The sequence below is a fragment of the Rossellomorea sp. ABR4_012 genome, from assembly GCF_056159545.1.
Genome location: NZ_JBSWVK010000004.1, coordinates 375,203 through 389,798, shown reverse-complemented (window position 1 = coordinate 389,798; position 14,596 = coordinate 375,203). Strand labels below are relative to the sequence as shown.

Here is a 14,596-nt window from a genome sequence, read left to right as displayed (position 1 = left end):
CGGTTCACTTAATACAGATTGTAAAAATAAACAGTGATTATTATCCTCTTCAAGGAGGCATATTGGATGGCAGATTATTTAGTAATAGTGGAGTCGCCGGCTAAGGCGAAAACAATTGAACGTTATTTAGGAAAAAAATATAAAGTACGGGCCTCCATGGGGCACGTAAGAGATTTACCTAAAAGCCAAATGGGTGTCGATGTGGAAAAGGAATTCGAACCTAAGTATATAACAATACGCGGTAAAGGGCCTGTGTTGAAGGAGCTCAAAACGGCAGCGAAAAAAGCGAAGAAAATCTTTCTCGCAGCCGACCCCGACAGGGAAGGGGAAGCGATTGCGTGGCATCTGGCTCACAGCTTGGATATGGACACAGACTCCCAGTGCCGGGTAGTATTCAATGAAATCACAAAAGACGCGATTAAAGAGTCCTTTAAACATCCTCGTCCGATAAATATGGATCTTGTCGATGCTCAGCAGGCTCGAAGAATATTAGACAGGCTGGTCGGTTATAACATAAGCCCGCTGCTTTGGAAAAAAGTCAAAAAGGGTCTAAGTGCCGGCAGGGTGCAGTCCGTGGCGGTAAGACTGATCATTGACCGTGAAAACGAAATAAAGAATTTCAACCCTGAAGAATACTGGTCCATAGAAGCGGAATTCAAGAAGGATAAAGAAAACTTTCAAGCTTCTTTTTATGGGCTTGATGGAAAAAAAGTAGACTTAAAAACGGAAGAGGAAGTAAAAGCAGTTCTTGAAAAAGTAAAAGGTAAATCCTTTGAAGTGAACAAAGTGACGAAGAAGGAAAGAAAGCGGAACCCTGCGTCTCCTTTTACAACTTCATCTTTACAGCAGGAAGCTGCCAGGAAATTGAACTTCCGTGCTAAGAAGACGATGATGCTTGCGCAGCAATTATATGAAGGTATCGCGATAGGTAAAGAAGGCACAGTCGGTTTGATCACCTATATGAGAACCGATTCCACGCGTACTTCGGAAGTAGCTCAAAAAGAAGCGAACGAATATATCACAACAAAATATGGTGATAATTTTGTAAGACAATCGGAAAGAAAAGAAAAGAAACAGCAGAAAGCCCAGGATGCGCACGAAGCAATCCGTCCGACAAGTACCTTACGAGACCCCGGTTCGGTAAAAGAGTTCCTTTCAAGGGACCAATACCGACTTTACAAACTAGTCTGGGAACGTTTTGTGGCCAGCCAGATGGCACCTGCCATAATGGACACGATGAGTGTGGATCTAGTAAATGGTCCGGTCTATTTCAGAGCGAACGGCTCGAAAGTCAAGTTCCCAGGTTTTATGAAGGTATATGTAGAAGGGTCTGATGACCAGAAGGAAGAAAAAGACAACCTTCTCCCTGAGCTTAAGGAAAATGATATAGTAAAAAGTGAATTGATTGATCCTAAACAACACTTCACCCAACCTCCTCCAAGATATACGGAGGCGAGACTTGTTAAGACGCTTGAGGAACTGGGTATCGGCCGTCCATCTACATACGCGCCGACACTTGATACGATTCAAAGAAGAGGATATGTCTCCCTTGATAATAAAAGATTCATTCCGACCGAACTGGGAGAGATTGTCCTAGAACTGGTCAGAGAGTTCTTCCCCGAAATCATCGATGTAGAATTCACCGCCACGATGGAAAGAAGTCTTGATGATATTGAAGATGGTAAAATGAAATGGGAAAGAATCATTGATGAATTCTATCGGGATTTCGAAAAGCGTTTAGTCATAGCAGAGAATGAAATGGAAAAAATCGAAATTCGTGATGAACCGGCAGGTGAAGATTGCGAACAGTGCGGTCATCCAATGGTATTCAAGATGGGCCGCTATGGAAAGTTTATGGCATGCAGTAATTTCCCTGACTGCCGGAACACAAAGCCAATCGTTAAAGAAATTGGAGTAAAATGCCCTAAATGCGAAAAAGGGAATATAATAGAAAGAAAAAGTAAGAAGAAACGAATCTTTTACGGTTGTGATCAATATCCGGAATGTGATTTCTTATCGTGGGATAAACCGATCGAAAGAAAATGTCCGAAGTGTTCTGAATTGCTGGTAGAGAAAAAGCTTAAAAAAGGTAACCAGGTACAGTGTACGAACTGTGATTATAAAGAAGAACCGCAGAAATAAGAGTGAGAAAAAAACGATTGCTTCTTCGCTGGAGTACTTATACAATGTAACGAGGGACTGTCCCAAAAGGTGATAATTCTATTACCTGCCGGGTCAGTTCTTTTCTGTTTTTGAAATATTGTAAAACATTTTTCAATTATGTAGAATTTATACAATATTGAGCATGCTGCCAGCGCTATATAGAGTATAGTTTGTGGAATGCCAAACAAAATGACGAAATGCTTAATACTTTTTAAATAATATCCGTTGTTGTACAATGCAAAATGGATAAAATGAAGATTATAGGGTATAGTAGGAGGACTTTTATAGATGACAGTTGTAAATGTAATCGGTGCCGGGTTAGCCGGAAGCGAGGCCGCCTGGCAAATAGCAAAAAGGGGTATAAAAGTAAATCTGTATGAAATGAGACCAGTCCGTCAAACGCCTGCACATCATACAGATAAATTTGCGGAGCTGGTTTGCAGCAACTCCCTAAGAGCCAATACGTTAACGAATGCTGTGGGTGTATTAAAAGAGGAAATGAGACATTTGGATTCCATTATCATTTCAGCTGCTGATGCATGTTCGGTACCTGCAGGTGGAGCCTTGGCAGTGGACCGCCATGAATTTGCGGAACATGTTACGAAAAATGTGAAAAACCATCCAAATGTGACTGTATACAATGAAGAGGTCACTGATATCCCGGAAGGTATCACCATTATCTCTACAGGTCCTTTAACCAGTGAAAGCCTCTCAGAGAAGATTAAGAGTATGACCGGAGAAGATCACTTGTACTTTTATGATGCAGCAGCCCCAATTATTGAAAAAGATTCGATTGATATGGACAAGGTATATCTTAAGTCCCGATATGATAAGGGAGAAGCTGCATATCTTAACTGCCCAATGACCGAGGAAGAATTCAATACTTTCTATGAAGCACTTATCTCTGCGGAAACTGTTCCTTTAAAGGAATTTGAAAAGGAAGTATTCTTTGAAGGCTGTATGCCGATTGAAGTGATGGCTTCGAGAGGAAAGAAAACGATGTTGTTCGGACCTCTGAAACCTGTTGGGTTAGAAGATCCCAAGACAGGAAAACGCCCTTATGCAGTGGTGCAATTAAGGCAAGACGATGCAGCCGGTACGTTATATAATATTGTAGGATTCCAGACTCATCTGAAATGGGGCCCTCAAAAGGAAGTGCTCCGATTGATTCCGGGACTTGAGAATGCCGAAATTGTGCGTTACGGAGTCATGCACAGAAACACCTTCATAAACTCACCCAATGTATTAAAAGATACATATCAGATAAAGGGAAGAGAGAACCTGTTCTTTGCAGGACAAATGACTGGGGTGGAAGGGTATGTTGAATCTGCTGCAAGCGGACTGATTGCCGGCATCAATGCTGCAAGGCTTGCGGCAGATACAGACCCGGTAGTCTTTCCTCATGAAACTGCAATTGGAAGTATGGCAAGATATATCACGAAAGCCAACCAAAAGAATTTCCAGCCTATGAATGCCAATTTTGGTCTATTCCCGGACCTTCATGAAAAAATAAGAGGGAAAAAAGAACGAAATGAACAGCATGCTAACCGGGCATTAGAAACAATTCAGAACTTTGTGAAAAAAATGTAAAATTAATTGCATGGGCCGCAAGGTTGTGTTACTATTTAGTAGCCCTTGTGAGGTGTTAACGATATGTCAAATACACTATCAGAACAATTACATTCATTTATAGAATATTTACAAATAGAAAAGCAGTATTCCACTTATACTTTTGAACAATATCGTCATGATATCCAAGATTTCTACGTATTTATGAAAGAACAAGGCCTGCATTCATTAGAGGAAGTGGAATATTCTGATGCGAGGCTCTTCTTAACGGTTCTTCACGAAAAGAAGTTAATGAGAGCATCCATTTCCAAAAAAATCTCAAGCTTAAGAAGTTTTTACCGATTTTTAAATCGAGAAGAACAACTGGACACAAACCCATTTTCTTTTGTAAACCTTCCTAAAAAGGAACAACGGCTTCCCAAGTTCTTTTATGAGGAAGAAATACAGAATCTGCTGGATGCTTGTGATGGAGATTCTTTGGTGGATATACGAAATAAGGCGATCTTTGAGCTTCTCTACGGTACGGGGATTCGTGTAAGTGAATGTGCTGGCCTGCAGTTGAAAGATGTAGATATGGCTTTATCAACAATCCTTGTAAGAGGGAAGGGGAACAAAGAAAGGTATGTCCCTTTCGGAAGCTTTGCTCATGATGCATTGACCGCATACATAAATCAATCAAGGCCGTCGCTTATTAAAGACCAAAGTCACTCTGCCGTATTCGTCAATCATCGTGGCGGAGCCCTAACAACTCGGGGCATTCGTCTTATCCTGAATAAGATAGTTGAGAAGGCCTCATTGACAGGAAAGATAAACCCGCATAAGTTAAGACATACTTTTGCAACACATTTGTTGAATAATGGGGCAGACTTGAGGACGGTGCAAGAATTGTTGGGACATTCTGATTTGTCTGCAACCCAAGTATACACACATGTGACAAAAGATCAGTTAAGAAAAATATACCTGGCACATCATCCGCGTGCTTAATATTGGAGGTCATACAATGGATCAATTCCATGCTACCACTATTTTTGCTGTGCAACATAAAGGGGAGTGCGCCATGTCCGGAGATGGACAGGTGACATTTGGAAATGCAGTCGTTATGAAACATACTGCAAAAAAAGTACGGAAACTATTCAATGGTAAAGTACTGGCAGGCTTTGCAGGTTCGGTTGCGGATGCCTTTACATTGTCTGAGAAGTTTGAAGGGAAACTTCATGAGTTTAATGGAAACCTGCAGCGTGCAGCCGTGGAGCTTGCGAAGGAGTGGCGAAGTGATAAAGTGTTAAGAAAGCTTGAAGCAATGCTTATCGTCATGGATGAAAATCATTTGCTTCTTGTATCTGGCACAGGAGAAGTGATTGAACCTGATGATGGAATTTTAGCCATTGGTTCAGGCGGGAATTATGCTTTATCTGCCGGTCGTGCTTTAAAGCAGTATTCCGGCGAACATCTGTCAGCTAAAGAAATTGCTAAAGCTTCATTGCAAATTGCTGCTGATATTTGCGTCTACACCAATGAACAGATCATTGTAGAAGAATTGTAATAGCTCATTATATGATTTTCTCACACTATAGAAAAGTTAGGAGTGTGTCATTTGAAAAAAAATGCTGAGCAATTAACCCCAAGACAGATAGTTGAAAGGTTAGATCAATATATTGTCGGGCAAAAGGATGCGAAAAGAGCAGTTGCAGTGGCATTGAGAAATCGATACCGCAGAAGCCAGCTTCCTGAAGGAATGAAAGAAGAAGTGATACCTAAGAATATTTTGATGCTTGGTCCTACCGGGGTAGGGAAAACGGAAATCGCAAGAAGGATTGCGAAATTGGTACGTGCTCCGTTCGTCAAGGTGGAAGCAACAAAGTTCACAGAAGTCGGCTATGTAGGTCGTGACGTTGAATCGATGGTCCGGGATCTTGTGGAAACCTCTGTCAGACTTGTGAAAGAGGAAAAAATGGCAGGTGTACGAGAGCGTGCGGCCGAAAATGCAGAAATGCGACTTGTCGAGCTGCTGGTTCCTTCGAAGAAGAAATCGTCATCATATAAGAATCCTTTTGAAATGATCTTTGGCGGGAATGGCACTGGCCAAAGTCAGGATGAGGATGAAGAAAAACAAGAAGAGCTGTCTTTAAGAGAACAAAGAAGAAGGGCAGAGCAGCGATTACAAAACGGAGAGCTTGAAGAAGAGTTCATTACCATTGAAGTGGAAGAACAGCAAGCATCGATGTTTGATATGCTTCAAGGTTCCGGGATGGAACAAATGGGCATGAACATGCAGGATGCACTTAGTAACTTCATGCCGAAGAAAAAGAAAAAGAGAAAGCTGAAAGTAAAGGAAGCACGAACATTACTCATAAATGAAGAAGCACAGAAGCTGATCGATATGGATGAAGTAACACAGGATGCCATCGTCAGGGCTGAACAGTCCGGGATCATCTTCATTGATGAGATTGATAAGATTGCAAGTAAAGGCTCTGGTCAATCATCAGCAGATGTATCCAGGGAAGGTGTTCAGCGCGATATTTTACCGATCGTGGAAGGATCGACCATTGTGACGAAATATGGATCGGTCAAAACCGATTATATGTTGTTCATCGGGGCAGGAGCATTCCATATGTCTAAGCCGTCTGATTTGATACCGGAATTACAAGGCCGCTTCCCGATCAGGGTGGAGCTTCAAAAGCTTTCGACAGAGGATTTTGTCCGTATCTTAATTGAACCTGATAATGCGATCGTTAAGCAATATATAGCATTAATGGATACAGAGGGTATACAAATTGAATTTTCTGACGATGCTATTCGTAGGCTGGCAGAAATTGCATATGACGTTAACCAGAATACCGATAACATTGGGGCTCGCAGACTTCATACGATTATGGAGAAGCTGCTTGAAGACTTATCTTTTGAAGCACCTGAGATTACGTTGGAAACCATTAAAATAACTCCGCAGTATGTCGATGATAAATTAGGGGCCATTTCAAAAGACAAGGATTTAAGCCAATTCATCCTATAAGTTTTTTCTATAGCTCATTTGGGTATAGAAGAAAAGATTAGTGAATTTGATAAAATAAAAAATAAAATATTAGATGCAATTTAGTTGTACTAGGAGGAAATGAAAATGAATTTATTAGGTAAAACAAGAACGATTAACGCCATGCTCCAAAAGGCGGCCGGCAAACCGGTAAACTTTAAAGAAATGTCTGAGACTCTCAGCAGTGTAATTGAAGCAAATGTATTTGTAGTAAGCCGCCGAGGAAAACTGCTAGGATTTGCGATTAACCAGCAAATCGAGAATGAAAGAATGAAACAAATGCTTGAAGATCGTCAGTTCCCTGAAGAATATACGCAAAATCTGTTCAATATCCAGGAAACATCTCCAAATCTGGATGTTGAAAGTGAATATACAGCATTCCCAGTTGAAAACAGAGAGTTATTCAAGAACGGTTTAACGACAATCGTGCCGATCATCGGCGGTGGTGAGCGCCTTGGTACTTTAATCCTTGCACGTCTGCAAGCAAGCTTTGAAGATGATGATCTGATTCTGGCTGAATACGGTGCTACAGTAGTAGGTATGGAGATCTTACGTGAAAAAGCAGAAGAAATCGAAGTGGAAGCCAGAAGTAAGGCAGTGGTACAAATGGCGATCAGTTCCCTGTCATACAGTGAACTAGAAGCGATTGAACACATCTTCGAAGAATTGAATGGAAACGAAGGTTTGTTAGTAGCTTCTAAAATCGCTGACAGAGTGGGTATCACCCGTTCCGTCATCGTGAACGCTCTTCGTAAATTGGAGAGTGCAGGAGTAATTGAATCCCGTTCACTTGGAATGAAAGGAACATACATCAAAGTACTAAACAATAAATTCCTGCTTGAACTTGAAAAACTTCGCACAAATTAATAATTCTTTATATAAATCCGTTATTTCTTTTAAGAAATAACGGATTTTTTTGTACAAACAAAAATCCGCTGAGAAGGTAGTATATTTAGACAATAACTGGTCGGTAAATAAGTCAAAAGGACTATTAATAGACATAAGCTGGGTCTTGTCTTCTATTATATGGATAGTAAAATTAAGTTGTTACATTATTGTTACGACTTTTTTCGACAATATTACAAAATCAGAGGATAATTGGTTAAAACCGTTAGTGAATACAAATAAAAGAAAATAATTGTTTGAAATGATTTCCTATCTATTAATTAAATTGGAAATATATACAGCTAGTGGAAATTACACGACGTTGATAAAATTAACTGTGTAAAACTTTGTAATGATATAAAAATATAAATGAAATACTACGGTAAATATTTTAAAATAAATTTCCAAAAACAGGGCTTGATATAGGTTTAAAGTCATGAATTCTCCATTTTTCGACGTTTTTCTTTAAAAAATACTGAATATTCATAGACACTATTCGACCTAAACATTACAATAAGGACGGATAGAAGTTATATTTGTAAAAAAACCCGTATCTTGCTAAATAAATGGATAGAGGTGTTTTATGTGAAATTATTTTCCAGCACTTTTACGAATTTAGAAAGAGGCCTGGATTATGCCTCTTTAAATCAGAAAGTGATCTCTCAAAACATTGCCAATGTAGATACCCCAAACTATAGAGCGAAAGAAGTAGAATTTAAGAAAGTCTTACAACATACGATGAATCAATTAGATGCGAAAAGAACCGATTCCAGGCATTTTACATTTCAGTCATCTAATCAGCATCCAGCTATAGAAACAAAAAGCGCGTTTCAATATAACCATAACGGGAATGGTGTTGATTTAGATAGCGAAATGTCTGAAATGGCATCGAACCAAATCTATTTCAATGCATTGACAGACCGGATTAATGGGAAATTTAACTCGTTGCAGTCAGTAGTCAGAGGAGGGAAATAGCATTGTCAATCTTCAATAGTATGAACACTACCTCTTCAGCTTTGACAGCTCAAAGGTTACGGATGGATATCATTTCTTCCAATATGGCCAATGTAGATACCACAAGAGCGAAAGTGAATGAAAACGGAGAATGGGAGCCATATAGAAGAAAATCGATCGTGATGGAACCAAAGGAAGCAGGTTTTTCTTCGTTCCTGAATGCAGCGATGAATAATAGAGAAAATCATGCAGTAGGGCAGGGAGTCAAAGTCTCGAAAATACAGGAAGATGAAAAGACTCCTTTTAAAATGGTTTATGACCCCGAACACCCTGATGCCAATGATGAGGGGTATGTACAACTGCCTAACGTCGATCCCCTGCGTGAAATGGTCGACCTTATATCGGCGACACGTTCTTATGAAGCAAACGTCACCGTTTTCAACGCAAATAAATCGATTTTAATGAAATCATTAGAAATAGGTAAATAAGGAGGCACATACTTATGAGCATTCACAATATAAGTTCGGTGAATCCCGGAGTTTTAAGTCCGTCATTTTCAAAAAAACAAGTTTCACCTTCAGATGCTACAGAAAACTTCGGTCAATTGCTTAAGAAGACAATCGAAGAAGTAAACCAAACACAGATAAATTCTGACCGAATGACAGAAAAAATGGTACGGGGTGAAAACGTTGACCTTCACCAAGTGATGATTGCCTCGCAGAAAGCAAGCATCACTCTTCAAACAACCATGGAAGTGCGCAATAAGGTTGTCGAAGCGTATCAGGAAATAATGAGAATGCCAATGTAATGGATACATGCAGTCGAGTACCGGAGGATTGTAATGAATGAATCGTTTAAGAACTATACAGAACAGATAAAGACGTATTGGACAAGCCGAACAAAAAAACAAAAAATCAGCATGGTAGCAATCTTGCTTTCTTTCATTATTCTTATAAGTATTGCAGTCTTTCTTACAACAAGAACCCCGATGGCACCGCTTTATAAAAATCTGTCTCCTTCAGAAACAGGCACCATAAAGGAAAATCTGGATGGGAGGGGAATTCCTTCTCAAATTACTGAAGGCGGGACCGCCATTTTGGTTCCAACTGAACAGGTAGACACGTTAAAAGTAGAGTTGGCAGCTGAAGGAATCCCGAACTCCGGAAGCATCGATTACTCTTTCTTCAGTAAAAATGCCGGTTTTGGAATGACAGATAATGAGTTCAATGTAATGAAGCTTGATGCTATGCAGACAGAGCTAGTAGATCTGATAAAAGGAATTGATGGTGTTAAAGATGCGAAGGTCATGATCAATCTGCCTGAAGAGCAGGTTTTTCTGAATGATGATGTTCAGAAAGCAACTGCATCGATCGTCCTGAACACAAACCCTGGTTTTAATATGGACCAGCGGCAAATCAAATCGCTTTATCATTTAGTATCTAAAAGCGTTCCAAGCCTTCCTACAGAGAATATCGTCATCATGAACCAATTTTTTGAGTACTTTGACTTGGAATCTCAAAATAATTCCATGGGGAGCGGAAATATCACACAGCAAATGGATGTAAAGAAAGAAATTGAGCGTGATATTCAACGCCAGGTTCAAAATATGCTAGGGACATTGATCGGTTTCAATAAAGTGGTCGTTTCGGTATCGACTGATATTGACTTTACCCAGGCAAACCATGAAAAAAACCTGGTGACCCCTGTTGACGAAGAAAATATGGAAGGGATTGCAGTTAGTGCACAGCGGATTACAGAAACGTTTTCCGGTGAAGGTGCCGGTCCTGGCGGGGTACCATCAGGGGGAGATACTGATGATACTCTTGATTCGTATCAAGAAGGAACAGAATCGGGCGGAGATTATGAAAGAATTGAAGAAACCATCAATAATGAAGTGAATCGAATAAGATCCGAGATCGTGGAGAGCCCTTATAAAATTCGTGATTTAGGAATCCAGGTTATGGTTGAACCTCCGAATCCTGAAGATGAGAATTCACTTCCTCAAAATCGCATCGATGATATACAGCAAATATTATCCACTATCGTGAGAACTTCCATTGATAAAGAAGCTGCACCTGAGCTGACAGATGAAGCAGTAGAAGATAAAGTGGTCGTCTCCGTTCAGGAATTCAACGGTAAGATGGAATTTGAAGAAGGCTCTAAGCAGGCGTTGCCTTGGTGGGTTTACGTGGTCGGCGGTATTTTGCTAGTTATCATTCTATTACTTGTATTCTTCCTTCTGAGAGCTCGTAAAAAGAAAGAGGAAGAAGAATTGTTCTATGAAGAGGCACGTATTCCTGAAGAAATACCTGATATCGAACCAAAAGAAGAGACAGAGGGATCAATCAGACGCAAGCAGCTTGAAAGAATGGCTAAAGAAAAACCGGAAGAGTTCGCTAAATTACTTCGAACTTGGTTAGCGGAAGATTAGGAGGGTGAGCACATGGTTAGAAGAGAGAAAGAATTATCAGGCAAACAGAAAGCGGCCATCCTCTTGATCTCACTTGGTCCCGATGTGTCCGCATCAGTCTATAAACATTTATCGGAAGAAGAAATCGAGAAGCTGACTTTGGAGATATCAGGAGTAAGAAAGGTAGAGACTGAAGCTAAAGAAGATATTTTAGAAGAATTTCATAATATCGCAATTGCTCAGGACTATATATCTCAAGGCGGGATCGGCTATGCGAAAACAGTGTTAGAGAAGGCACTTGGATCAGACCAGGCGGCAGCAATAATCAATCGTTTGACATCATCGTTACAGGTAAAGCCTTTCGACTTTGCTCGAAAAGCGGATGCAGCACAAATCCTGAACTTCATTCAGAATGAGCACCCGCAAACGATTGCTCTCATTCTATCTTATTTGGATCCCCAGCAGTCGGGGCAGATCCTTTCTGAGCTTCCTCAAGAAGTTCAGGCAGATATTGCAAGGAGAATTGCCATCATGGATGGTACATCACCGGAAGTAATCAGTGAAGTTGAAGCGATCCTTGAAAGAAAGCTATCAGCGACTGTTACACAGGATTATACTCAAACCGGCGGGGTAGAGGCGGTAGTCGAAGTCCTGAATGGAGTAGACCGATCTACAGAGAAAACCATTCTCGATGCGCTTGAGATACAGGATCCTGAATTGGCTGAAGAAATTAAGAAAAGAATGTTTGTATTTGAAGATATCGTTACCCTCGATGGCCGTTCCATTCAACGTGTCATCAGGGATTGTGACAATGAGGATCTCCTTCTATCACTTAAAGTTTCCAGTGATGAAGTGAAGGAAATCGTATTTAAGAATATGTCTAACCGTATGGTGGAAACGTTGAAAGAAGAGATGGAGTTTATGGGTCCTGTCAGACTTCGTGATGTTGAGGAAGCACAGTCAAGGATTGTAGCAATCATCAGGAGATTAGAAGAAGCCGGGGAGATCATCATTGCCCGTGGTGGAGGGGACGATATCATTGTCTAGGATCATCAAATCTTCTGTGGCTCATACTCGGGAGAAGAAAGAAAAGGTCATAGCGCTCAAAGAAATCCGTTCTTCAAAGACAAAGTTTTCTCATGAAAATGATAAAAAGAATCAGCAGCTTCAAAATAGAGAATTGGAGAAATTGATTTCAGAAGCACAAGGTAAAGCGGACAAGATGCTTGAAGAGGCTTTTGAGGAGCAAAAGCGTATCCGTATCCAAATTCAACAGGAAAAAGAAAACTGGGTGAAAGAACGCGAGCAGTACATTCAAGAAGCCTATAATGTCGGTTTTCAGCAAGGTGAAGAAGAAGGCATGAAAAAGGGGTACCAGGATTACACCCAACGTCTCAAGGAAGCAGAAAATATTGTCGAAGCCAATAAACAACAATATTATGTGTATTTGGAAAATGCCGAAAAAGTGATCGTTTCCCTTGCTATTGCAAGTGCAGAAAAAATCATCGGACAAAAGATAGATGAGGATCCGGAGACATTTATCTCAATTATCAAACGGGGATTGAATCAAGTAAGGGAATTACCTGAAGTGCAAATTCATTGCCATCCTTCGAGATACACCCTTCTAATGGAGAATAAAGAGGAATTAGAAGTGATATTTCCAGCAAATGTACAATGTTTTATTTATGCGAACGATGAGTTGAACCCGGAGCAAAGCTACATAGAAACAAACCAAGGGAGAATTATCGTCAGTATCGATTCCCAGCTAAAAGAATTAAAACACAGACTGCTGGAAATTCTGCAGGAGGATGCGACATGAAAGCAAGAGACCTACTACCGCATATAACTCAGATCCCTACGTTTAAAAAATATGGGAAAGTTAAACGGGCAGTCGGACTGATGATTGAGTCTCAAGGTCCTGAAAGCTCTGTCGGCGAGGTTTGCCATATTCATATTTTCAGCCGCGGGGTTCCGAAAATCATCCCGGCTGAAGTGGTGGGTTTTAATGGTCAACTGGTCATCCTTATGCCCTACTCAAATATGCAGGATATTTCACCGGGGAGTCTTGTCGAAGCTACTTCAAAACCGCTTGAAATTAAGATTGGTCCGGCCTTGATCGGAAAAGTCGTGGATTCATTGGGAAATCCAATGGACGGCAGTATGCTGCCTGGTGGAATGACTGCCGCTTATACCGACCAAGAACCGCCAAACCCTCTCTCTAGGCCTCCGATAAATGAACCCATGGAAGTGGGAGTGAAAGCGATCGACAGTATGTTGACCGTAGGTAAAGGCCAGCGGGTGGGGATTTTCGCGGGAAGCGGAGTAGGAAAAAGCACTTTGCTTGGTATGATAGCCCGTAATACAAAAGCTGATTTGAATGTCATTGCTTTAATAGGGGAACGCGGCAGGGAAGTCAGGGAGTTCATAGAGAGGGACTTAGGGGAAGATGGATTGAAAAGGACGATTGTCGTTGCGGCTACATCGGATCAGCCGGCCCTCATGAGAATAAAGGGTGCTTTTACAGCAACTGCCATAGCGGAATATTTTCGCGATAAAGGCTTGAATGTGATGTTGATGATGGATTCCGCAACCCGCGTAGCAATGGCTCAGCGGGAAATCGGCCTGGCTGTCGGCGAACCGCCGACGACAAAAGGATATACTCCTTCCGTGTTTACGATTCTTCCAAAGCTGCTTGAAAGAACGGGAACCAACTTAAAAGGCAGCATCACTGCATTTTATACTGTGCTGGTGGATGGTGATGATCTTAATGAACCGATATCCGATACAGTCAGGGGAATATTGGACGGTCATATTGTATTGGATCGACAAATAGCCAACAGGGGACAATACCCGGCAATCAATGTATTAAAAAGCGTCAGCCGCCTTATGAATCATCTTGCTTCTGTACAGCATTTGCAAGCATCAGTGAAGATCAGGGAATTGCTCAGTACCTACCTCAACTCAGAAGACCTCATTCAAATCGGAGCATATAAGAAAGGATCTTCCAGAGAAATAGATGAAGCGATACACTTCTATCCGAAAATTATTTCTTTCCTCAAACAAGGCACGTATGAACAAATTACACAGGCAGACAGCATAAACCAGCTGATACAGCTGGCAGAAAAAGGTGATGGGGGACAATGAGTTATCAATATCGGTTTGAACGGATCTTAACCCTCAAGGAAAAAGAGAAAGATGAAGTAAATGAGCAATACAAAGGTGCCATTTCAAAGTTTGAAAAAGTAGCAGAAAAGCTTTATGAATTTCTTAAAAAGAAAGAAGAGTTGGAACTCCACCAGGCCGATAAACTTCAATTTGGTCTATCTGTACAAGACATTCGTCATCATCAACAATTCATAACAAATTTGGAAAAGACCATTTCTTATTACCAGGACCTTGTGATTCAAGCGCGCAACCGTATGAATTGGTATGAAGAAAAGCTGGTCGAAATGAATGTAGAAGTAAAGAAATATGAAAAGATTAAAGAAAAAGATTTGAGTCTTTTTTTGCGAAGGTTGAAAGAAAATGAGAATAAACAGTTGGATGAAGTGTCCGTTGTTCAATATATGAATCGGGGAATTAGGTGA

The 14,596-nt window shown here is 40.7% G+C and carries 14 protein-coding genes; all 14 read left to right on the top strand.

The features are described from left to right. Positions 1–66 precede the first annotated feature (66 nt). Positions 67–2,142, top strand: a complete 2,076-nt coding sequence (gene topA / locus ACXAFV_RS17950; protein WP_475128466.1) for a type I DNA topoisomerase — start codon at positions 67–69, stop codon at positions 2,140–2,142. Between the two features lie 309 nt (positions 2,143–2,451). Then, positions 2,452–3,753, top strand: a complete 1,302-nt coding sequence (gene trmFO / locus ACXAFV_RS17945; protein ID WP_475128465.1) for an FADH(2)-oxidizing methylenetetrahydrofolate--tRNA-(uracil(54)-C(5))-methyltransferase TrmFO — start codon at positions 2,452–2,454, stop codon at positions 3,751–3,753. 63 nt (positions 3,754–3,816) lie between these two features. Beyond that, on the top strand, positions 3,817–4,716 hold the full coding sequence (gene xerC, locus ACXAFV_RS17940; protein ID WP_475128463.1) for a tyrosine recombinase XerC: 900 nt from the start codon (positions 3,817–3,819) through the stop codon (positions 4,714–4,716). Between the two features lie 16 nt (positions 4,717–4,732). After that, positions 4,733–5,275 carry an ATP-dependent protease subunit HslV gene (gene hslV / locus ACXAFV_RS17935; protein WP_475128462.1) on the top strand — a complete coding sequence of 181 codons (543 nt, stop codon included), beginning with the start codon at positions 4,733–4,735 and terminating at the stop codon, positions 5,273–5,275. Positions 5,276–5,326: 51 nt separating this feature from the next. Further along, on the top strand, positions 5,327–6,742 hold the full coding sequence (hslU, locus tag ACXAFV_RS17930; RefSeq protein WP_475128461.1) for an HslU--HslV peptidase ATPase subunit: 1,416 nt from the start codon (positions 5,327–5,329) through the stop codon (positions 6,740–6,742). A gap of 105 nt (positions 6,743–6,847) precedes the next feature. Further along, positions 6,848–7,627 (top strand): GTP-sensing pleiotropic transcriptional regulator CodY, encoded by a 780-nt coding sequence (gene codY, locus ACXAFV_RS17925; RefSeq protein WP_175988973.1) that lies wholly within the window; start codon positions 6,848–6,850, stop codon positions 7,625–7,627. Between the two features lie 603 nt (positions 7,628–8,230). Further along, positions 8,231–8,620 carry a flagellar basal body rod protein FlgB gene (gene flgB, locus ACXAFV_RS17920; RefSeq protein WP_475128460.1) on the top strand — a complete coding sequence of 130 codons (390 nt, stop codon included), beginning with the start codon at positions 8,231–8,233 and terminating at the stop codon, positions 8,618–8,620. Positions 8,621–8,622: 2 nt separating this feature from the next. Beyond that, complete coding sequence (gene flgC, locus ACXAFV_RS17915) at positions 8,623–9,087, top strand: flagellar basal body rod protein FlgC (RefSeq protein ID WP_475128458.1); 465 nt, start codon at positions 8,623–8,625, stop codon at positions 9,085–9,087. Positions 9,088–9,101: 14 nt separating this feature from the next. Further along, positions 9,102–9,407 (top strand): flagellar hook-basal body complex protein FliE, encoded by a 306-nt coding sequence (gene fliE, locus ACXAFV_RS17910; protein WP_475128457.1) that lies wholly within the window; start codon positions 9,102–9,104, stop codon positions 9,405–9,407. Between the two features lie 33 nt (positions 9,408–9,440). After that, positions 9,441–11,030 (top strand): flagellar basal-body MS-ring/collar protein FliF, encoded by a 1,590-nt coding sequence (fliF, locus tag ACXAFV_RS17905; protein WP_475128455.1) that lies wholly within the window; start codon positions 9,441–9,443, stop codon positions 11,028–11,030. 12 nt (positions 11,031–11,042) lie between these two features. Next, entirely contained in the window at positions 11,043–12,056 is a 1,014-nt protein-coding gene (gene fliG / locus ACXAFV_RS17900; protein WP_175988982.1) for a flagellar motor switch protein FliG, read from the top strand. Further along, positions 12,049–12,828, top strand: a complete 780-nt coding sequence (fliH, locus tag ACXAFV_RS17895) for a flagellar assembly protein FliH (protein WP_475128454.1) — start codon at positions 12,049–12,051, stop codon at positions 12,826–12,828. The genes fliG and fliH overlap by 8 nt, the downstream gene beginning before the upstream one ends. Continuing rightward, entirely contained in the window at positions 12,825–14,153 is a 1,329-nt protein-coding gene (gene fliI / locus ACXAFV_RS17890; RefSeq protein WP_475128453.1) for a flagellar protein export ATPase FliI, read from the top strand. Before fliH ends, fliI begins: the two co-directional genes overlap by 4 nt. Continuing rightward, positions 14,150–14,596 (top strand): flagellar export protein FliJ, encoded by a 447-nt coding sequence (fliJ, locus tag ACXAFV_RS17885; protein ID WP_475128451.1) that lies wholly within the window; start codon positions 14,150–14,152, stop codon positions 14,594–14,596. Before fliI ends, fliJ begins: the two co-directional genes overlap by 4 nt.